This window comes from Nocardia bovistercoris (genome assembly GCF_015674855.1).
Classification (GTDB): domain Bacteria; phylum Actinomycetota; class Actinomycetes; order Mycobacteriales; family Mycobacteriaceae; genus Nocardia; species Nocardia bovistercoris.
The window spans coordinates 12,064-33,863 of sequence record NZ_JADMLG010000025.1; the positions used below are offsets into that span (position 1 = coordinate 12,064).

The window sequence follows — 21,800 nt, forward strand, 5'->3', positions numbered from 1 at the left end:
TGCGACGATATTGTTCGTGGCATCGAGTTTCGAACGCGTAGTCGAAGTATGGTCGACGGGGAGCGAGGGGCGGAAGTTCGGTACCGGATTCCTACTCGGTGGCCGAAAAGCCTTGATAGCGCGGCATTCGCTACCGGATGACGCCGTAGCGGTGAAATTGCGGACGATCGGCGGTCCACTGCGGCTCGCGAACGTCGTGTGGCGCGGCACCGGTGATCTGGACGGCGCGCTCGTCGAATTGTCGGATGGACCCGAGCTGACCATGCCCCTGTTCGGCCGTGTCACCGGCAGCGCCGAACTGACCTGCTCGGGTGTCGGGTTCCCGGCCGCGCTGACCTTCGAGGAGAAGGCCGACAAGCCGGGCGCGAAAATCGAGACCATAAGGGAGAGCTACCGTTTCGTCGGAACGGTGCGCCCGGGCACCGGGCTCAAACGTGGTTGGTATCTGCTCTCGCTCACCGAACCGGTGCGTGCCGTCGAAGCGGGCAGGTCGCGCTGGAGCGGGACCTCCGGGGCCGCGGTGTTCTGCGCGGGCCGCTTGATCGCGATCGTCGTACAGGACGCCGATATGCGAACAGGCATGCAATTGTGGATAGTGCCCGTGTCGGCCTTCTTCGCCGACCCGACCTTCCGCACCGCGCTCGGCGCCGAGGTACGGCTCGAGTCGGTCGAGATGTCTCGCTTCTTCGCGCGCAACGAGCGCGGTCCGCGCACCCCGGCGACACTGTTGCGCCCTGACGCGGGCGTCACCGGTTTCCGCGGGCGCGAAGCGTTGCTCGGTGAGCTGTCCGAGAAATGGCTGGCCCGCGCAGATCCGCTGTCGGTGCGCCTCGTTGTCGGTCCCGGCGGCCAGGGCAAGACTCGACTCGCGCGCGAATTATGTCGTCACGCTCGCGAACTCGGCTGGGAAGCGGATTTCGTGCACGGTGTGCCCGAGGCGCTCGGGGCCGCGATAACCGAGACCGTCGTGCCGTTGTTGCTGGTAGTCGACTACGCGGAAACCAGGTCGGAAGAATTGGGCGGGTTGCTCGTCGAGGCGGCGCGGCGCGGCGACGGACCGCCGGTTCGCTTCCTGCTGCTGGCGCGCTCGGAGGCGGAATGGTGGAGTCGATTCCGGGTCGAACACGCCGAGACCGAAGACGTTCTGCTGGCCGCGCAGGTCACCGAACTCGGCCTGTTGGCGCCGTCGGCGGATGATCAAGACAAGGAATTCGCTTCGGCCCGAGCCGAATTCGCTGCCGCGTTGAACCTGCCCGACCCCGTGACACCGCCGCGGGCACTGCCCGCCGGAAGTACGGCGCTCGCCGTGCACCTCGCGGCGCTGTCGGAGGTGTTGCGCGCGAGTGAGACATCGGGCGATCGGTCGGCGGATGTCCGCCCCGAGGAAATAGTCCTCGGACACGAGCGGCGGTACTGGAAGCAGGCCGCGGCCGATCGCGGCCTGAAACTCCGCCACGGCGCGATGGATCGAGTGGTCGCCGCCGTGACGCTGTTCGGAGCCGCCGACAAGTCCGCCGCGCACCGGGTGCTCGACGCCGTACCCGATCTCGCGCGCGCGAAGAAGCGCCGCCGCGAGGTCCGCGAATTCCTTCGCCACTTCTATCCGTCATCGGAAAACTATTGGGGCACACTACAACCTGACAAGCTGGGCGAATATCTGATCGCGCGGGAGGCCGCCGCCGACCGTGACTTCGTACCCGAACTGATGGACGCGGTCATCGAAGACGATGGCGCGGAGCAGATCACGCATGCCATGCGGGTGCTGGTCGCGGTGGCGGCCGACCACGAACAGCAGGCCGCCGACCTGGTCGACCTGATCGCCGCGCGCCCGCGTGCACTGGCGGGTCCCGCGGCGAGACTGGCGCCGACGGTCGCAAACCCGGCCCCGCTGGTCGATGCGATCACCCGTATGATCAACGACCCGTCCACGAGTTTGGCCGACCTGAGTGGGCTGGAAGATCTCACGCCCAAAAGTCAGGTGCTCGGCCCACTTACACTCGCCTATTCGGCGCGCGCCCTGCGGGAGGCCGGCGAACACAGCGACCAACTTCCCTCGTTGCTCGGCGTTCATTTCCTTTCCCAATTCGTGTTGGGGCGTTTGGATGAAGCGATGCGGACGATGACCGCGCTGCGGGCCACCTCGGCGAATATCGGGATAGCCTGGGAGCGTGCGCGAAACGACCTGCTCGTAGCGTCTGGTCAAGCCGTCATGCTGCTGGCTAAAGGTCTGCCACAGCAGGCTCGTGAAGCGATCGAACAGGCGCTCGCGGCGAATTCCGAGGTGATCGCGGACAACGATTGGGGCCCGCTGGTCAAGGCATTCATCGGCTGCCTGTACGCCGCAGCCCTGATCGGATGCGATGAATACGAACGCGCGGTACTGGTGAGCAATGAAGTCCTGCAAGCGATGGAGCGGTTACGCGATGTCGCCATGGACGAGAGTGATCGCTGGTGGTGGCACCAGATGCAGGTGCCGCAGGTCGCGGTGACTCACGTAATGCTCGGCCTGGCCATGGATTCCATCGGGAACAAGACGGAAGCCTTGACCCACGTCAAACAAGCCATCGATATGTTGACCCCGCTGGTCCAGGATCAACCCGATCTTTTCACTCGCGAATACGCGTACGCCTTCATGAACCACGCCATGCTTCTCGCCGAGGACGGTAAGTACGACGAGGCTGTTCCGCAGCTCGACACCGCCGTCGATCTGCAACGGTCGCTGATTCCGTCGACCTCCGACTTGGCCCGATTCCCCCTGTTGATGGTGCTTTTGAAGCGCGCCGAATTGTTCGCGCGGCGCGGTGAGACGGACCGCGCCACGGCCGATATTCGCGAGAGTCTCGACATAATCGGCCAACTCCCAGGCAACCTACAGAGAGGGATGGTGGAGATTGCGGCCGAAGCGTTCATCGTCATCAGTTGGTTCGTCGACGGTACGAACGATGCCCTCGTCGCTCTGGGCGAGCGCGTGGTTGTGCTGGGTGCGGAACTCGCGGCCGAACTTCCACCTGATGTGGCCGCGATTCGGGGAACTACGGCGCACGTGCATGTGCTGTTGAGCAAGCTCGTACACGACGAGTCGTTGGGGCAACTGCTCGCAGAGTACGTGCGACGCTGGCGTGACGGTGAATTGACCTGGGAAAGGATAGAACTCGGCCGAATGCGGCAGATCGCCCACGAACAACGCGCGTACGCCGACTGTGTCGACCTCGCCCGGGCAGCCGTCGAGAAGTCCGAACACGGCGCGCAGCGTGCCGAGGCATTGCACATGCTCTGGGGGGCGCTCTACGCCGCCGAGCTGATGGCGGAGGCCGAATCCGCCATCAGCGCGGCGATCGAGGAACTCGCCGACAGCGACGACACAGCGCCGAACCACGATCTGGCGATGGCCGTGGCGCATGCGGCACGAGCCAGGACGTGGACCGCCCTCGACCGGCCGGTCGATGATCGGATACGCGAGATGCGAAGCGGTTTGGCAGTGTTCGAGCAGGCGGGCATCCGGAGTCCGCAATTCGTCCAGGCACTCGACGAATATGTCGACCTGCTGTGGAAGAAGTCGGACTGGGCCGAGATCGCGGTGGCCGCGCGCACATTGAAGGAACTCACCGGACCGGGTGTGCGGTATCAGCGAGCGCTGGTCTGCGAGGTGCGGGCGTTGAGCAGGCTCGGCAGGTACGAGGAAGTCCTCGCGGAGGCCGAGCCCGCGCTGACCGCGCTCCGGGCCGATCATTCGCTGCCTTCGGCGACCGCCGCGTTCGTATACCTCACCGAACACCGTATGGAAGCACTGTACGAGCTCGGGCGATTCGAGGAAATCGATCGCTGGATCGATTCCGCGCGTGCGGATCTGGCCGTGGCCGAGGGCGACGAGTTCGGTATCGAGGCGACCGCCGACGCGCTCGCCAAGGCGTTGCGCCGCAAAGGCGAACTGCGGGAAGTATTGCAGTGCATGGAGATCGTGCATCGCTGTCGTCGCACGCGCGCCGGTTGGGAGGTGAATCTGGTCGCGGGGCTGTTGTGGGCCGCCGAGGTTGCCGAACTCGTGGGGGAGTTCGACCGGTCGGAGGCGCTGGCGGCCGAGGCGCTCACCACGGCCCGGCGAAGCGGGCTGTCGGACAGGGACGCACTGCGCGCGCTCTATTTCGCGCGCAACTCACTCGGTGACGCGCGTACCGCGATCATGGTCGCCGATGAGCTCAGGACACGATATACCGAGGATCCCGAATGGCTTCGGGCGATCGATGTGTGGCTAGCCTGTCACCACCTGCGTATCGGCGAGCCGAAGCAGGCCGCGAAGGTGGTCCGTCGGTCCCTCGACCTCGCATCGCCGCCGTCGGAGTTCGCCCTCGGTCGCTACGGCAGTGCGCGGGGCTTGAAGGCGGCGGTGACCGGAAAGCGTTTGACCCCTGAGAAACTACTCGGGAAGATCCGGTCCGTGTGGCCCGATGCGCGGCCGCCGATGATCGCGAACGCGATCGTCTACTACGTCGACTCGTTGTGCACCTTCGCCCGTGACGACACGGTCGTCGACCATCTACGCCTGGCCGAGCGCCTGCTGGCGGAGGCCGAACCGTCGGTCACCGGTGTCGATGTCGCCGTTGGCATCGTGGCGAGGGGGTTCAGCATCGGATGCCTCACCGAGCCGTTGGCCCAGGCGCGGCGTGCGGTGGCGATGGCGGAAACGCTGTCCGATCCCTGCGCGCTCGCACTGGCGCAGGATATCTACGTGTGGATTCTGTATTGGCTGGGCCACGCCGACACCGAGCGACAAATCGAGGTGAACATCGCGGTGGCGTCGGCGGTGCCCGAAGAGACGAAGATGCGCCGCGAACGGCTCCGTGCGGCACTCGTGTACCGGGCGGCGTATCGAGTCGATCGCGCGATGATCGATGAGGGTATGGCCGATGTGGAAGCGGCGTGGTCGATGTTTCCACCACTGTGGCGAACCGATGACCCGACCCAAGGCAATCGTGCCGACCTGCTGTCGGTGCGCGCTCGTTGCCATTACCACCGAGGGGATTTCGCCGCCGCCCGCGAAGACGCCGAAACCGTACTCGCGATGACCCGCCCGTACGTGGGCGTCTCCCCTCGGATACGTGAGGTCCGAATGGCACGAACGCTGACCACGATCGCTGTCGTGCAGTCGGAAGTGGGGGACGACTATCGCGCGGCCGCGACCGAGGCTGCCGCACTGTGGAAACGAGCGGAAGGTCGCGGGCTCGCCGTTCCGCCCTCGGATGCGGCGATGGTCGCCGAACTACTCGACCGACATCGGTAGCTGCCCCCTGGCATACAGCTCAGCGCTGGGAATGTTGTCGACCTCGCCGAATACGTTCGCACCGTGTCCGCGCGAGGTCACCGGTGCGGCGTGATCTCTGACAGGGCCGAAAGTTCACCCTTTTCGGCAACACGATCGCGGAACCGAAACCGTCGGACGGTGCGACGATATTGTTCGTGGCATCGAGTTTCGAACGCGTAGTCGAAGTGTGGCCAACGGGGAGTAGGGGACAGAAGTTCGGCACCGGATTCCTACTCGGTAGCCGAAAAGCTCTGATAGCAAGGCATTCGCTGCCGGATGACGCCGTGGCCGTGGAATTGCGGACGGTAGGCGGTCCGCGTCGTCCCGCGAGGGTCATTTGGCGCGGTACCGGGGATCTGGACGGGGCGCTCGTCGAACTGCTCGACGGACCCGAGTTGACCATGCCGGTGTTCGGCCGCGTGACCGGCAGTGCCGAACTGACCTGTTCGGGCGTCGGGTTCCCGGCCGCGTTGACCTTCGAGGAGAAGCCGAACAGGCCGAACGCGGAGGTTGAGACCATAAGGGAGAGCTATCGTTTCGTCGGCACGGTGCGGCCGGGCACCGGCCTCAAACGTGGCTGGCAGCTACTGTCTCTCACGGAAGTGGTTCGGGAGAACGAGACAGGTGGATCGCGCTGGAAAGGTACTTCCGGCGCGGCGGTGTTCTGCGCGGACCTCCTGATCGCGATCGTCGTGCAGGACGCCGACATGCGGACGGGCACGCAACTGTGGATGGTCCCCGTGGCCGCCTTTCTCGCCGATCCCGGTTTCCGCACCGCATTGGGCGTCGCGGTAAGGCTCGAGTCGGTCGAGCTTTCCCCGTTCTTCGCGCGTCACGAGCGCGGTCCACGCACCCCCGCGACCCTGCTGCGTCCTGATGCCGGTGTCACCCGATTCCGAGGTCGAGAACTGCTTCTGGAGGAACTGTCCGAGCGATGGCTCGCCACCGACGAGCTGCTTTCGGTGCACCTCGTCGTCGGGCCGGGCGGCCAAGGCAAGACGCGCCTCGCGCGCGAATCATGTCGTCGAGCACGCGATCTCGGTTGGGTAGCGGACTTCGTGCACGCCGTTCCCGAAGCGCTCGGCACCGCGATCACCCGGACGATCGTTCCGTTGTTGGTAGTGGTCGACTACGCCGAGACCAGGTCCGAGGAACTGGGCAGGTTGCTGGTCGAGGTCGCGCGACGTCACGACGGGCCACCCGTCCGCCTGCTGCTGCTGGCCCGCTCGGAAGCGGAATGGTGGAGCCGATTCCGCGTCGAACACGCGGAGACCGAACACCTCCTGCTGGCCGCGCGAGTGACCGAACTCGGCCCGCTGGCGACATCACCGGAAGCTCGCGACACGGAATTCGCACTGGCCCGCGCCGAGTTCGCCGCCGCCCTGTCACTGCCCGACCCCGCGACGCCGCTGCGGGTGCTGCCCGCCGACAGCACGGTGCTCGCCGTGCACCTGGCCGCGCTGTCCGAGGTGCTGCGCGGCAGCGAGGCGCCGGGCAGCCGTACGGCGAATATCCGGCCCGAGGAGGTGGTTCTCGGACACGAGCGACGGTACTGGAAGCAGGCCGCCGCCGATCGCGGACTGAAACTCGACCGAGGCACGATGGATCGAGTCGTTGCCGCCGCGACACTGTTCGGCGCCGCCGACAAGACGGCCGCCGGCAGAGTCATCGCAGCGATACCCGATCTCGCGCACACGAAGAAACGCCGCCGCGAAGTCCGCGAATTCCTGCGCCACTTCTACCCGTCGTCGGAAACCTATTGGGGCACAATCCAGCCCGACAAACTCGGCGAATACCTGATCGCTCGGGAGGCCGCCGCCGATCGGGATCTCGTGCCCGAACTGATCGACGCGGTCATCGAAGACGATGGTGCGGAGCAGATCACGCACGCGCTGCGGGTGCTGGTCGCGGTGGCGGCCGATCACGAGCAGCAGGCGGCGGATCTCGTCGACCTCATCTCGGAACGTCCCCGTGCACTCGCCGGACCCGCCGCCCGGTTGGCCACGGCGACCGCGAACCCCGTTCCGCTGGTGGCCGCGATCGGTCGCATACTCGACGAGCCCGCCTGGACGCCGGCCGATCTGGTCGGGCTCGGGGAGAACCTGACAGTGAAGAGTCAGGTTCTCGGTCGACTCTCGCTGGCCTACTCGGCACGTGTACTGGACAGCACCGATGAGCACAGCGAGCAGCTTCCTGCTGTACTGAACGACCATGTAATATTCCAGGCTGCGTTGGGAGATTACGAAGAGGCGACACAGACAATCGCTAGGCTGCAAGCCGCTTCGGTCAATATCTCAGCGCCCGAAGAGCGTGCGATGAACGAAATAATGGTAGCTGCTCATCGTTCCAAGCTGCTGTCCATGCAGGGGCGGTATCGGCAGGCGCGAGAAATACTCGAACAAGCGGTTTGGGATAATGCCGATATATTGCCGGATGATTATTCCGATCTGTTTTCCAGGATAGACATCGCTACCGCTTATGCGATTGCTCTCATCGGCTGTGAAGAATACCGGCGTGCTACGGAGATCGGCAACGAAGTCCTCGAAATGATGAATATAATGCACGAGGTTCTCAAGGATAGTGCCGAGTTCTGGTGGTGGTATCACGCGTACGTGCCGCAAGTCGCCGCCATGCAAAGCATTCTCGGGCAGATCGCAGGCCAGGCCGGAAATCTCGATGAGGGGATTACGCGCTTGGAGCAGACCATCGATATGATGCGACCACTGGTCGAGGATCAGCCTGATCTGTATGCGCGCGAATATGCTGCTGTGGCGATGAATTACAGCATGTTGCTGTGTCAGGCGGGTCGGAATATCGAGGCGCTTCAACAGATCGACATATCGGTCGCGTTGAACCGAGTACTGATGTCGTCTGTGCCGGAGGTCGGTCGGTTCGCGACGCTCTTCTCGCTGTTGGAGCGCGTCGAGTTGTATGCGCGCCTCGATGAGCCTGATCGCCTGGCGGAAGATATGTCGGAGATCGTCGATATGATCGGCGAAGTCGATGCGCATTTTCGAGGATTGGTGTTTCAATTCGCAGTCGAGCAGTTCTACGTATTGCACGGACTCGGTACTATTGCGGCCGATGTCACCGTGGCGCTCGGTGAATGTGCTGTGGCGACCGGTATAGCGCTCGCCGCCGAATTCCCGCCAGATCGAGCCGAGGTACTGGGAACCACCTCCGATGTCCATATAACATTGTTGCGACTGAAAGGCGACGAGTCGATCGTGCAGGCGATCGGCACATATGTTCGGCAGTGGCGTGACGGCGAAATCACCTGGAAACCGCCGGAGCTCGTTCGCGTGCGTAACACCGCCCACGAACGGCGCGCCTACACCGAGAGCGTCGACCTCACCCGAGCCATGCTCGATGAGGCGGACAGCGGAATGCCGCGAGTCGAGGCGTTGCGAATGCTCTGGACCGCTCTGCACGCCAGTGGACGCATGGAAGAGGCCGAAACCGCTGTCACCATGGCGATCGAAGAACTCGATGAGGTCGCGGAGTCGGAGAACCGTGACGGGTGGTTCGCCGCGATGCATGTCGAAAGGGCCAGGACGTGGACCGCGCTCGCGCGGCCGATCGAGGACCGAATAGCGGAGATTCGACGCGGACTCGCATTGTTCGATCGTGTCTCGCTGCGTCCTGCGATTCTGGGCGAGGCATACGATGACTACGCGCAACTCATGTGGACAACCTCGAACTGGCCGGAGATGCTGATCGCCGCCCGCGGCCGGATCGAACTCGGCGGAACCGGGGTGCTGTACCACAAGGCGCTGTGTTACCAAGTGCAGGCGCTGTTTGCGCTCGAGGAGTATGAGGCCGCCGCCGATGCGGCCGATGCGGCGCTGATCGAGCTCCACGTCGCCCCTGTGCTGCCCACCGCCGAGGTGACCATCGGCTTCGTTTCCAACCTACGCATGGACGCATTGCATCGGCTCGGCAGATTCGAGGAGGTCGATCGGTCGATCGAGGCCGCGCGCGCCGAGTTGGCGGCTACCGAAGACTGCGGATGGCGCGTCGAGGGCGCCGCGAACACACTCGCACTGGCGTTCCGCCGAAAAGGCGAGTTGCGAGAAGCTCTGCACTATATGGAGAGGGTGCACCGATGCCGCCGTGAGCGTCCCGACGGACAGGGAGATCTGGTGCAGAACCTGATATGGGCCGCCGAAGTAGCGAACCGAATCGGTGAGTGGCCCCGCTCGGAAGCGCTCGCGGTCGAAGCCGTCGAGGTCGCCCGCAGAAACGGACTTCCCGATCGTGGCCCACTGTATTCGCTCTACATCGCGCGCCAAGCCCTCGGCGACGCGGCCGAGGTCATCGCGGTCATCGATGAACTGAGATCACGCTACGTCGGAGAATTCTCCATGCTGCACCTGCTGGATTCGTGGTCGGCGTGGCAGCATATGCGTCTGGGCGAGACGACGACGGCGGCGGATATCGCGCGCAGAGCACTCGGTTACCCGTTTTCGCCGATCACGGTGTCCACATGGGCGCATGGTCAAGCGCTCGGCATCGAAGCGGCTGTCGCGCGAGAGCATCTGCCTCCCGGAGAACTTCTGGTGCGGATGCGGACTGCTTGCCCGGAGGCGACGCCGCAGGCCATCGCGATCGCGATCCTCAGCTATGTGGACTCGCTCTGCACTTTCGCGCGTGACGACACCGTCGTCGATCATTTGGTCGCAGCCGATGATCTACTCGCCGATACCGAGCTGACCGCTACGACTGTCGACGTACGATCCAGTATCGCGACTTACGGTTTCGCGATCGGAGTCCTACCGGACCCGCTGCCGCACGTACGGCGCGCACTGGCGACCGCCGAGGCTCTCGGCGATCCGGTCGCACGCGCTCGAGCCGAGAACACCCACGCGTGGATTCTGCACTGGCTGGGGCGCGACGCCGAGGCGGTCGAGCAGACCGAGATCGCGATCGCGGCGGCGCGAAAGCTGCCGGAGGAGACCGGAATGCGTCACCACCGGCTGTGCTCCGCGCTCGTGATGAGAGCGACCTACCGGGGCGACCGTGCCATGGTCGAGGAGAGTCTGTCGGACGTGTCGGAGGCGCTGTCGTTGCTCTGGCCACACTGGAAGCCCGACGACCCCGTCGAGGTCAACCGCGCGCAACTGTTCGCGATACGCGCTCGATGCCATTACCACCGTGGTGATTTCGAGGACGCGAGTGCGGACGTCCGGATCGCGCTCGCCATGAGCCGTCCGTGGATCGGCATCAACCCGCGCATTCGTGAAGTCGGACTCGCACGAATCCTGACGACCCTGGCTCTCGTACAGGACAAGCGAGGCCAAGACTTCGGTCCGACGGCGACCGAGGCCGCCGCCCTGTGGAAGCGGGCGGAAGGTCGCGGGCTCGCCCTTCCGCCTTCGGATCCGGCCGTGGTCGCCGAACTGCTGGGCCGATATCGGTAGCTACCGGCCTGCGCGCATGTCAGCGCGACGGAATGCCGGTGACCTCGTCGGATACATTCACGCTGGTTCCGTCCGAGGTGACCGGCTTCAGCGCGATCTTCAACCGTTGCGTCGTCGTGGTGGCGCTGGCGACGGACGCTCCCGCGTTCAGTACCCACAGTTTGATACCCGCGCTCGCCTTGGCGTCGCTGGTGAGCGCGACGGTGAACTCGAGTTCGATGTCACCGAGCTGCAACCGGATATCGGATTCGGCCGATGCCGCCACGGCCCTGGACAACTGGGCGCGGACCGCCGCTATCACGTCGGTGAGCTCGAACTTTTCGGGCTCTCGCAGGGATGGGAGAAGGGGATCGGTTCTTGCCGCCTCGCTCATGCGGCCAAGCGTACTCGGTGGACGCCGAATCGAAACGCTCTGCGCGTGTTTCGGTGTCAGTCCATGCGGAAGTCGGCGAAGTCGAAGCCGGGGGAGACCACGCAGCTGACCAGGGCGTAGGTGTGGGTGAGGGGGCGGGCGGATTGGGTCGCGCCGCCGGGGACGAGCGCTTGTGGGCGCTGGCCCGCCTCGATGTCGGGGCCGAGGATGATTTCCGTGCCCGCGATGTCGAGGGCGAGGGGGCCGCCTCGGTGCCAGAGCCACACTTCGTCGGAGGTGACGGTGTGCGGGGCGGAGTGTTCGCCCGGCATCAGCAGGAAATAGATGCCGGTTGCGCTGGCACGGACGCCCGGATAGCCGTCTGGGGTGAATTCTGTTGTCGTGCGCCAAGTCTCGCGGAACCAACCGCCTTCGGGGTGGGGTTGGAGGTCGAGTGCGGCGGCCAGGGGCGGGCGGGTGTCGGTCATCGTTCTACGGTATCCGGTGGTCGTTTCGATCCGTGCCGAGTGAGTGTACGAATACCCATGATTCCGCTATCTCTGTCTGATCCACTCACCTGATTGTAGATAGAGTGAATTGTGGACATTCTGAGCGAGACCGTCGCGGCCATTCGGACCGGTAATCCGGTTTCGGGGATGTTCGTTCGGCATGCGCCGTGGGGGCGGAGCTATCCGGTGGTGCCCGGTGCCGGATTCCATGTGGTGCTGCAGGGAGCGTGTCTGCTGACTCCGCCCGACGGTATGGCGGTGCGCACTCTCGGAGATGCGGGGGCCGCGCCCGGTGTGGCGGTGCCGCTCGGAGTGGGTGATGTGGTGTTCCTGCCGCGCGGTGTCGACCATGTCCTGCTCGACAGTGCGGGCAGCGCGATCACCGAGATCGCGCTGCCCGGCGAGCCGAGGGAACTGCCCGGTCCCGGGGCGCGCAGCGTATTGCTTTGCGGTGCTTATGAACTCGGTCGCGCCCGCAGCCATCCGCTGCTGGACGAGCTGCCGGAACTCGTGCACATCCCCGCGCGGCCCGGTCACCACACCGCGCTGCGCGCGACGGTCGACCTGCTCGCCGCCGAGGTCGCCGACCCGCGTCAGGGCAGTGACGCGGCCGTGCCCGCCCTGCTGGAAACCCTGCTGCTGTTCCTGCTGCGCGCCTGGTTCGAGGAGGCGAGCCGCGACCATCCCACCGGATGGGCCGCCGCGTGTACCGACCCGGCCGTCGCCGCCGCCCTGCGTGCGATCCACGAGCATCCCGCCCGCCCCTGGACCGTGCCCGAGCTGGGCGCTGTCGCGGGCGTCTCCCGAGCCACCCTCGCCCGCCGCTTCACCGCGACCGTCGGCGAACCACCCCTGTCCTACCTCACCCGCTGGCGCATGCTCACCGCCGCCCGCCTGCTCCGCGACACCGATATCGCGCTGGCCGCCGTGGCCCGAAGAGTCGGCTACACCTCGGAATTCGCGTTCGCCAAAGCCTTCAAACGCGAGTACGGACTGCCTCCGGGGCGCTACCGTCACGCGGGTGATGAATCCGTCTTGATAGCAGTGTGATTCGTAATCTCTCCACGAAAAACGATGGCCTGCAATTGGACGCGGTCGAGCCCGGTGCGCTGATCGGGAGGGCCGAATGGAGCGAGCAAGTCAACTGAACGGGGAATGCGGCCGCGCTTGGAGTTCACCGTCGACGTAGATGTCGACCTTCTCGTTGTAGAAGCAGGCCAGCCCCGCGACCTTCTGACTCTCCGGCAGCGGAGTGCGGTATATCCAGACGTAGTCCGGATATTCGGTATCGCCGAGCCGAACCGTCCAATAGTCGGCGGTGCCTTTGTAGGGGCAACCGGTGTGGGTCTCGGAGGGCCGCAGCAGTTCGGTCCGCACGTCCACGAGCGGCAGATAATACCTCGGCGGAAGTCCGGTTTCGAACAGGATGCGAGGAGAACGAGAATCGGCCAGCGTGACGCCGTCGATCTCCACGCGGATATGACGTGAACTCGCGAGGATGTCGACGCGCGAATACGGACTGCGCGGGTGAACGTAAACCGGTTCATCCTCCTCGAACCACTCGTCCATGGCATCCCATTCGAAGCGGACCAGATCGTTCAACCGTGAAATAGGGGAGTCGAGGTAACGCAGTGCGGCGTCGCGCGCGGTCGTGCCGGGCACCACCACGTCATAACCGGTGGCCGCTCCGCGACTGGGCGAGTGCCGCGTACTCCCGTTGGGTTCGAGTTCGGCGCGCACATCGGCGACCGGCAGATAGTAGGCCGGATAGTGGGGGTTCTCCCACACCAGCACCGGCTGCGCCGAATCCGCCACGACCTGCCCGCCCAGATGAACCCTGACCCGCTTGTGACCGGTCTCGACCATGACTCGCCCGCGATGCGCCTCGTCCATAAGGCCCGACGGTACTCCGTACCGCCCCGCGCGGCGACGCTCGTTCACTCAGCTCGATCGCGGCAGTGTCCGCCTGCGCCCCCGTCCGTTCGGAAGCAGTGACCGTCGACCGAATCGGGCATCGGTGACCCCACATGACTCGTTCACTCGGCGCACATCGATCGCCTTCCGAATCGGCCGCCACGGGGCAGCTCCGGTAGCCGACCGACTGTGACGTGGTGCTGCCGTGTGGCGCGATCGTCCCCGAGCCTGTGCGACTCGGGGTACGGGGATCAGGACGTGGGGACGAGGGGTCTGCGGGGTGTGCCGAACAGTTGGGCGTCCGCGTGCGCGCGTTTGAAGAACAAGTGGGCGTCGTGTTCCCAGGTGATGGCTATGCCGCCGTGGAGTTGCGTCATCTCCGCGACCACCGTCGTGAATGCTTCCGAGCAGTGCACGCGCGCCGCCCAGATGTCTTCGGATGCGGTGGGGGCGGCTTCGGCGATGGCCGCGGTGGCCGCGACCGAGGCCGATTCGGCCGATTCCACGAGGACGTACATATCGGCCATACGGTGTTTGAGCGCTTGGAAGCTTCCGATGGCGCGGCCGAACTGCACGCGCGATTTGGTGTATTCGACGGTGAGTTCGAGGCAGCGCCGAGCCGCGCCGACCTGCTCGGCAGCAATTGCGGCCCAAGCGATTTCGCGAAGCCGGGCGGTGAGTTCGGCGGGATCGCGGTCGCCGAGTCGGCGAGCGGTCACGGCGTCGAAGGTGACCTCGGAGAGTTTGCGGGTGGGGTCCAGGGTGGCCGACGGGCGTCGCGTGATGCCCGCGGCGTCGGCGGCGACTTCGTACAATCCGGCGGCGGTGACCGCGATCAGGGTGTCCGCGCCGGTGCCGTCGATGACGTAATGTGCCGTGCCGGTGAGTTTTTCGCCCTCGGCGGTGATGCCGGGGGTGTCCCAGCCGTCCGGTCCGGCCCAGCAGAGCGCCAGCGTCGTCTGCCCTTCGGCGACACCGGGGAGCAGGCGCGCGGCGGCGTCGGCGGCACCGCTGAGCAGGACGGCCTGCACGCCGAGCACGGCCGAACCGAGCATCGGCACCGCGGCCAGGGTTCGGCCCAATTCGCCTACCACGAGCAGGGATTCGACCAGTCCGGCGCCGACGCCCTCGTATTCCTCTGGCACCGCGAGCGCGGCGACCCCGATCTGTTCGCACAGCAGCCGCCACAGCGTCGGGTCGTAGCCGAGTTCCTGCGCGGCTCCCGCCCGCACCGCCGTGCTGTCGGCGTGTTTGGTGAGCAGGGCCCGCACCGAGGCGATCAGGTCCTTGTGGTCGTCGCGTGTCGCCGTCATGCCGTGCCTCGCTGTGCTTGCTGACGCAGGGCCTGTGCGATGCGTCCGCGATGGAGATCCGCGGTGCCCCAGGCCGCGCGCAGGGCGGTGACCTTGGTCAGCCACAGTGACAGGTCGTATTCGGCGGTGTAACCGATCGCACCGTGTACCTGGAGTGCGGCGCGCGCGGCGGCGTAGGCGGCTTCGCCGCAGGTCACGTACGCGGCGGAAACGTCTCGCGCCCTGGTCGACTCGCCCGTGGTGAGCGCGGCGCGCAACAGCAGCGGTTCGGCCAGATCCAATCCGATCAGCACATCCGCCAATCTCTGTTTCACGGCCTGGAATTCGCCGATCTGCTTGCCGAACTGCTTGCGCTGCTTGGCGTATTCGGTGGCGGCGTGCAGCAGCGCGCGTCCGGCGCCGAGCAGTTGCGCGGCGGCCGCGAGGGCGCCTGCGTCGAATGCCGCCGCCGACGCCTCGGCCACACCTTCGACCATGACCTCGTCGACGTGCACCTGGAACAACCGCCGGGCCGGGTCGATGGACCGAACCGCGTCGCCACGCCGTCCCGTGCACAGCCGGTCACCGTCGAGGACGAGCACCACCTCGGCGACATCGGCGTCGAGCGCGACGGTATCGCGGCCCGTGGCGGCGAAACCGAGGGTGCCGAGCGACGCGCCATCGGCGAGTCCGGGCAGCCAGCGGTCGGCGAGGTCGGTGTCGGGCAGCGCCTGGAGCAGCGCGGGGATCGCGGCGGCGGTCTCCACCAGCGGACCCGGCGCGGCCGCGCGGCCGATCTCCTGGAACGCGACCACCAGGTCGATCGGTTCGGCCTCGACGCCGCCGTGCGCCTCCCGCACCGCGAGACCGAGCGCGCCCGCGCCCGCGAGTTGGCGGATCAGCCCGAGTCCGGGCGCGGCATCGCCGTCGGCCCAGGCCCGAACGGCGGCGGGGGTGCGTCCGGCGTCGAGGAGTTTGCGCAGGCTGGCGCCGAAGTCGACGTGTTCGGAGCTGAGCGCGAACCTCATCGGCTGCTTCCTCTCGGTAGTCCGAGCAGCCGCTCGGCGATGATATTGCGCTGAATCTCGTTGGTGCCCGCGTAGATCGGGCCCGACAGCGAGAACAGGTAGCCGTCGGTCCACCGGCTGCTCCGCTCGCCGGCGTCGCCGAGCACCTCCAGCGCGGTTTCGTGCATGGCGATATCGAGTTCGGACCAGAAGACCTTGGTGATCGACGATTCCGCACCGAGTTTGCCGCCTTCGTTCAGGCGGGTCACGGTGCCGAAGGTGTGCAGCCGGTATGCCTCGCTGCCGATCCACGCGTCGACCACCGCGTCGCGCCGGCCGTTGTCGGCGCCGGTGTCGAGCCACAGGTCGACCAGACGGCGTGCGGTGGCGCTGAACCGTCCCGGACTGCGCAGCGACAGACCGCGTTCGTTGCTCGAGGTGCTCATCGCCACCCGCCAGCCCTCGTTGGGCTCGCCGATCACATCGTGGTCGGGCACGAAAACGTCGTCGAGGAAGATCTCGGCGAATCCCGGTTCGCCGTCGAGCTGCGGAATCGGCCGCACCGAAACGCCTTCGGCGGTGAGCGGGAACATCAGGTAGGTCAGTCCGCGGTGGCGTTCGGCTTCCGGATCGCTGCGGAACAGGCCGAAGGCCCAGTCGGCGAAGGCCGCTCGCGAACTCCAGGTCTTCTGGCCGCTGAGCAGCCAGCCGCCGTCGGTGCGCTTGGCGGTCGACCGGATACCGGCAAGGTCGCTGCCCGCCTCCGGCTCCGACCACGCCTGCGCCCAGATGTCGTCTCCGCGCGCCATTCTCGGCATGATGCGGGCGAGCTGTTCGGGGCTGCCGTGTTCGAACAGGGTCGGCGCGAGCAGGAAGATGCCGTTCTGGCTGACCCGTCCCGGCGCGCCCGCGGCGTAGTATTCCTGTTCGAACAGCACCCATTCCAGCAGCGACGCGTCGCGTCCGCCGTATTCGCGCTGCCAGGACACCACCGAGAGCCTGGCGTCGGCGAGGGTGCGTTCCCAGTCGCGGTGCGCCTCGAATCCGGCTTCGGTGTCCATCGAGGGCAGTGGGGTCTTCGGGGTGTTGGCGGCCAGGAACTCCCTGACCTCGTCCTGGAATTCCCGCGTCGGCTGATCCAGTTCCAGATCCACTACCTTGTCCCGTTCTGCTGTGTGGTCGCACCGGCTGTCATCGCCGTGGCTTTCATCGAGGCGGCGTTCATGCCGCCCAGTGAATCCGTGCCGACCTCGGCGTTGTGGGCGTGCGCGAAGTGGTGCAGTCCGAAGACCGCGTCCATGCCGGAGCGCATCCCCATCAGATCCTCGGCCTGGTTGACCGCCTTCTTGGTGAGCGCGAGCCCGAATTGCGGCATGGTCGCGATCCTTTCGGCCATCGCGAAGGTCTGCTCCGCGAGTTCGGCGCGCGGCACCACCCGGTTGACCATGCCCCATTCCTTGGCCTGCGCCGCGTCGAACCGGTCGCCGGTGAACAGGAACTCCTTGGCCGCGCGCGGACCGATCACCCACGGGTGCGCGAAGTACTCGACTCCCGGAATGCCCATGCGGACAACGGGATCGGAGAAGAACGAGTCATCGGAGGCGATGATCATGTCGCACACCCATGCCAGCATCAGACCGCCCGCGATGCACGCGCCCTGCACCATCGCGATGGTCGGCTTCGGAATCTCGCGCCACCGGCGGCACATGCCGAGGTAGACCTCGGTCTCGCGGGCGAAACGCTGATCGCCGCCCGCGCGGTCGACGTGATCCCACCACAGCGCGGCCTTGTTCGGGTAGCGCACGTGATGATCGCGGCCCGGTGTGCCGATGTCGTGGCCGGCGCTGAAATGTTTGCCGTTGCCCGCCAACACGATCACCTTGACTTCGGCGTCCTCCACGGCGCGCGTGAACGCGGCGTCGAGCGCGTAGGTCATCACCGAGTTCTGCGCGTTGCGGTAGTCGGGCCGGTTCATGGTCACGATCGCGATCGGCCCGCGCGTCTCGTAGGTGACGACCTCGCCCTCGTCCGGGACCCCGCCCTGACCGTCTGTCATCTACTTCTCCTCACGTAGTTCGCGCTTGAGCACTTTCCCGGCCGCGCTGTAGGGCAGTTGATCGCGGAACTCGACGAAGCGCGGCACCTTGAAATTGGCGAGTACGCCTTTCGCGTGGGCGATCACCTGCTCCTCGGTCACGTTCGCACCGGATCTGCGCACCACATACGCCTTGCCGACCTCGCCCATCCGCTCGTCGGGCACCCCGATCACCGCGGATTCGGCGACGCCGTCGAGTCTGGCCAGCGCCTGTTCGATCTCGGCCGGATAGACGTTGAACCCGCCGGAGATGTACATGTCCTTGAGTCGGTCGGTGATCTTCAGGTAGCCGCGTTCGTCGACGGCGCCGATATCGCCGGTGTGCAGCCAGCCCTCCGCGTCGATGGTCTCGGCGGTGCTCTCGGGGTCGTCGAGGTAGCCGAGCATGACGTTGGGGCCGCGCAGCAGCACCTCGCCGTTGTCGGCGATCCTGAGTTCGAAGTCGGCGATCGGCCTGCCGCAGGTGTTGGCGACGGTTTCGGCGTCGTCGTCGGCGCGGCACATGGTTCCGAAGCCTGCGGCCTCGGACAGGCCGTAAGCGGTGACGACCACCTCGAACTCCAGTTCCGAGCGCATCCGTTCGACCAGGACCACCGGCACCGTCGCCGCGCCCGTTGTTGACACCCGCAGCGAGCTCAGGTCGTAGTTCGCGCGTTCCGGGAAGTCGAGGATGGTCTGGTAGATGGTGGGCGGTCCCGGCAGCACCGTGATCTTCCGCTCACCGATCAGTCGCATGGTCTGCGGCACGTCGAAGGTGGCCTGCGGGACGATGGTCGCGCCGGTGAGCACGCAGGCGAGGATGCCCGCCTTGTATCCGAAGTTGTGGAAGAACGGGCTCACCACGAGGTAGTTGTCGTCGCTGCGCAGGGTGGCGCAGTCGGCCCAGGCGCGGACCACCGACAGCGCCTGCCGGTGCGCGACCAGCGTGCCCTTGCTGCGGCCGGTGGTGCCGGAGGTGAACAGGATGTCGGAGATGTCTTCGGGCCGAACGCTTTCGGCGCGCGCAACGGCATCGGCCTCCGGCACCGCTTGCGCGGCCGCCGCCAGCTCCGACCAGTTCAGCACGGTGTCATCGGATTCCGCCGCCGTCCCCGCTTCGACGGGGATCACCACGATCGTCGGAATCTTCAGTTCTGGTGCGGTGGATCGCAATTCGGCCAGGCGGTCACGTCCGAGGAAGGGGCCGGTGATGAACAGCGCCTTCGCCTCGACCCGGGCAAGCACGTCGGCGGCCTCCTCGGCGACGTAGCGCGTGTTCAGCGGGACCAGCGCCGCGCCCGCGTACTGCGCGGCCAGCGCGGCGACGACCCAGTGGTGGGTGTTCGGCGCCCACATGGCGATGCGGTCGCCGCGTTCCACGCCGCGCGCGATGAGGGCGCGCGCCACCTCGCGCACCGCGGCCGACACCTGCGCCCAGTCGAGTGTGACCTCGCCGTCGATGATCGCGGGGAGGTCGCCGAAGGTTCGCGCTGCCTCGTGCAGTGCTGTCGGTGTCGTCTGCGCTGGGGTTGTCACGGATGTCCTCACCGCTCGTGCCTGGCCCTCGGTGCGCGGTGGCGTACCGATCGGGTCCACACTCTAACAAAGCAAGTGCTTGGTAGGTTATCCTACCGTCGTGGTTGCGATCCAGACCTCAGAATCCGACACCGCCGCCGCCGACGCGCGGTTTTCCGCAGAAGTGCGCGCATGGCTGGCGGACAACCTCGACGGCGAGTTCCGCGAACTGCGCGGCCTCGGCGGTCCAGGCCGCGAGCACGAAGCATTCGACGAACGCCTCGCCTGGGACCGGCACCTGGCCGCCGCCGGATGGACCTGCCTCGGCTGGCCCGAGGAATACGGCGGCCGCGCGGCGACCATCCGCCAGCAGGTGATCTTCCACGAGGAATACGCCAAGGCGAACGCGCCCGCGCGGGTATCCCACATGGGTGAGGAACTGCTCGGCCCGACCGTGCTCGCCTTCGGAACCCAGGCACAGAAGGATCGGTTCCTGCCCGGCATCCGCAGCGTCAGCGAACTGTGGTGCCAGGGCTACTCCGAACCCGGCGCGGGCTCGGACCTGGCCGCGGTCAGCACCGCCGCGCACCTCGACGGCGACGAATGGTCGATCAACGGGCAGAAGATCTGGACCTCGCTGGCGCACGTCGCCGACTGGTGCTTCGTCGTCGCCCGCACCGAGAAGGGGTCGAGCAGGCACAAGGGCCTGTCCTACCTGCTCGTGCCCATGAAGCAGCCCGGCATCGAAGTGCGGCCCATCATCCAGTCGACCGGCACCTCCGAATTCAACGAGGTGTTCTTCGACAACGCTCGCACCGACGCCGACCTGGTCGTCGGCGCGCCCGGCGAAGGCTGGCGCATCGCCATGGGCACCCTCACCTTCGAACGCGGCGTGTCCACCCTCGGCCAGCAGATCCGCTTCGCCCGCGAGCTCGCCGACATCGAGGCGCTGGCCCGGCGCAACGGCGCCGCCGATGACCCGCTGATCGCCGACCGCATCGACCGCGCCTGGGTCGGTCTGCGGGTACTGCGCGCGCATGCCCTGCGCACCATGGAAAGCGTCGAAGTCGACGACGGCGGGCAGGCGTCGGTCGCGAAACTGCTGTGGGCCAACTGGCATCGCGGACTCGGCGAACTGGCGATGGCCGTGCTCGGTCCCGCCGGACTCATCGCCGACGACAACGACGATCTCAACGAATGGCAGCGGCTGTACCTGTTCACCCGCGCCGACACGATCTACGGAGGTTCGAACGAAGTGCAGCGCAACATCATCTCCGAGCGTGTGCTCGGCCTCCCGCGCGAGGCCAGGCCGTGACCGGCCCGCTGTCCGTCGCGCCCGAACCGGTCTCCGGGCACGGACTGCTCACCGGTCGCGTTGCCGTCGTCACCGCGGCCGCGGGCACCGGAATCGGTTCGGCCACCGCGCGTCGGCTGCTCGCCGAGGGCGCCGACGTGGTGGTCTCGGACTGGCACGAACGCCGCCTCGGTGAGACCGAAATCGAGCTCGAGGGTGAGTTCCCGGACCGCCGCGTCGCCGCCATCGCGTGTGACGTGCAGAACACCGAACAGGTGAACGCCCTGGTCCAGGGTGCGGCGCAGGCTCTCGGCCGCATCGACATCCTGGTCAACAACGCGGGCCTCGGCGGGGAGACCCCGGTCGTCGACATGACCGACGAGCAGTGGGACCGCGTGCTCGACATCACCCTCAACGGCACCTTCCGCTGCACCCGCGCCGCCCTCGGCTACTTCCGCGACGCGGGTCACGGCGGTGTCATCGTGAACAACGCCAGCGTGCTCGGCTGGCGCGCGCAGCACGGGCAGGCGCACTACGCCGCCGCCAAGGCCGGTGTGATGGCTCTCACCAGGTGCAGCGCGGTCGAGGCCGCGGCGCTCGGTGTCCGGATCAACGCGGTGGCGCCGAGCATCGCCCGCCACCCGTTCCTCGACAAGGTCAGTTCCAGTGAGCTTCTGGACAATCTTTCCCAGCAGGAGGCGTTCGGCCGGGCCGCCGAGCCATGGGAAGTGGCGGCGACCATCGCCATGCTCGCCAGCGACTACACCAGTTATCTGACCGGCGAAGTGGTGTCGGTCAGCAGTCAGAGAGCTTGAGGCGCATCAGGATTCGAGGCCGTCACCATTCGGTGGCGGCCTCGGTCATAGCGGGGCCGCGTAATCGGAACTCGCTGAGGTTTTCGTCTCGATAGCGTGAACCGACTGCCCGGATGCGCGCGGCCGCCGCGAAAATCATTTGTGCCGCCGCCGGAGGTCGTGAAAATCTAAGTACCGCAACATCATCAGCGTGGGGTTCGGGGCGGGCGGCTGGACGCGCGGTGCGTGTCGGCGTCACGGGGGTTGTCTCGGTTCGTCGAGACCGGCCTTCGTCCGAACGGTCTGCGATGTTCGGACAAGGGGGAAATA

The 21,800-nt window shown here is 66.5% G+C and carries 13 protein-coding genes; 5 read left to right on the forward strand and 8 right to left on the reverse strand.

The features are described 5' to 3' along the window. Window positions 1–151: 151 nt before the first annotated feature. Window positions 152–5,278 (forward strand): ATP-binding protein, encoded by a 5,127-nt coding sequence (locus IT779_RS34920; protein WP_196153766.1) that lies wholly within the window; start codon window positions 152–154, stop codon window positions 5,276–5,278. A gap of 1,319 nt (window positions 5,279–6,597) precedes the next feature. Further along, complete coding sequence (locus IT779_RS34925; protein ID WP_196153767.1) at window positions 6,598–10,719, forward strand: ATP-binding protein; 4,122 nt, start codon at window positions 6,598–6,600, stop codon at window positions 10,717–10,719. Window positions 10,720–10,738: 19 nt separating this feature from the next. Here the strand turns inward: IT779_RS34925 and IT779_RS34930 are convergent, their stop codons facing one another. Together IT779_RS34930 and IT779_RS34935 are read right to left on the reverse strand one after the other, a co-directional pair. After that, a complete protein-coding gene (locus tag IT779_RS34930; protein ID WP_196153768.1) occupies window positions 10,739–11,092 on the reverse strand; it encodes a trypco2 family protein in 354 nt (117 codons plus the stop codon). A gap of 56 nt (window positions 11,093–11,148) precedes the next feature. Next, the gene (locus tag IT779_RS34935) at window positions 11,149–11,559 is read right to left on the reverse strand and encodes a cupin domain-containing protein (RefSeq protein ID WP_196153769.1); all 411 of its coding nucleotides are present in this window, start codon (window positions 11,557–11,559) and stop codon (window positions 11,149–11,151) included. Window positions 11,560–11,670: 111 nt separating this feature from the next. Between IT779_RS34935 and IT779_RS34940 the strand changes: the two genes are divergently transcribed. Further along, window positions 11,671–12,630: an AraC family transcriptional regulator gene (locus tag IT779_RS34940; protein ID WP_196153770.1), complete on the forward strand. Its 960-nt coding sequence runs from the start codon at window positions 11,671–11,673 to the stop codon at window positions 12,628–12,630. Window positions 12,631–12,720: 90 nt separating this feature from the next. On the opposite strand, the gene IT779_RS34945 is transcribed toward IT779_RS34940, so the two are convergent. The 6 genes from IT779_RS34945 to IT779_RS34970 all read right to left on the reverse strand — a co-directional run bounded on the left by IT779_RS34945 (window position 12,721) and on the right by IT779_RS34970 (window position 19,403). Next, the gene (locus IT779_RS34945) at window positions 12,721–13,473 is read right to left on the reverse strand and encodes a DUF427 domain-containing protein (protein ID WP_196153771.1); all 753 of its coding nucleotides are present in this window, start codon (window positions 13,471–13,473) and stop codon (window positions 12,721–12,723) included. 272 nt (window positions 13,474–13,745) lie between these two features. Then, window positions 13,746–14,807, reverse strand: coding sequence for an acyl-CoA dehydrogenase family protein (locus tag IT779_RS34950; protein ID WP_196153772.1), 1,062 nt, complete (start codon window positions 14,805–14,807; stop codon window positions 13,746–13,748). Further along, on the reverse strand, window positions 14,804–15,814 hold the full coding sequence (locus IT779_RS34955; RefSeq protein ID WP_196153773.1) for an acyl-CoA dehydrogenase: 1,011 nt from the start codon (window positions 15,812–15,814) through the stop codon (window positions 14,804–14,806). Before IT779_RS34955 ends, IT779_RS34950 begins: the two co-directional genes overlap by 4 nt. After that, complete coding sequence (locus tag IT779_RS34960) at window positions 15,811–16,947, reverse strand: acyl-CoA dehydrogenase family protein (protein WP_196153774.1); 1,137 nt, start codon at window positions 16,945–16,947, stop codon at window positions 15,811–15,813. Before IT779_RS34960 ends, IT779_RS34955 begins: the two co-directional genes overlap by 4 nt. Continuing rightward, window positions 16,947–17,849, reverse strand: a complete 903-nt coding sequence (locus IT779_RS34965) for an enoyl-CoA hydratase (RefSeq protein ID WP_196153775.1) — start codon at window positions 17,847–17,849, stop codon at window positions 16,947–16,949. Before IT779_RS34965 ends, IT779_RS34960 begins: the two co-directional genes overlap by 1 nt. After that, the gene (locus IT779_RS34970) at window positions 17,850–19,403 is read right to left on the reverse strand and encodes a FadD3 family acyl-CoA ligase (protein WP_196153776.1); all 1,554 of its coding nucleotides are present in this window, start codon (window positions 19,401–19,403) and stop codon (window positions 17,850–17,852) included. It lies immediately after the preceding gene. Window positions 19,404–19,503: 100 nt separating this feature from the next. Here IT779_RS34970 and IT779_RS34975 point away from each other — a divergent pair, with 100 nt between their 5' ends. Both IT779_RS34975 and IT779_RS34980 read left to right on the forward strand, forming a co-directional pair. Then, a complete protein-coding gene (locus IT779_RS34975) occupies window positions 19,504–20,697 on the forward strand; it encodes an acyl-CoA dehydrogenase family protein (RefSeq protein ID WP_196153777.1) in 1,194 nt (397 codons plus the stop codon). Next, window positions 20,694–21,491: an SDR family oxidoreductase gene (locus IT779_RS34980; RefSeq protein ID WP_332839102.1), complete on the forward strand. Its 798-nt coding sequence runs from the start codon at window positions 20,694–20,696 to the stop codon at window positions 21,489–21,491. Before IT779_RS34975 ends, IT779_RS34980 begins: the two co-directional genes overlap by 4 nt. Window positions 21,492–21,800 lie beyond the last annotated feature (309 nt).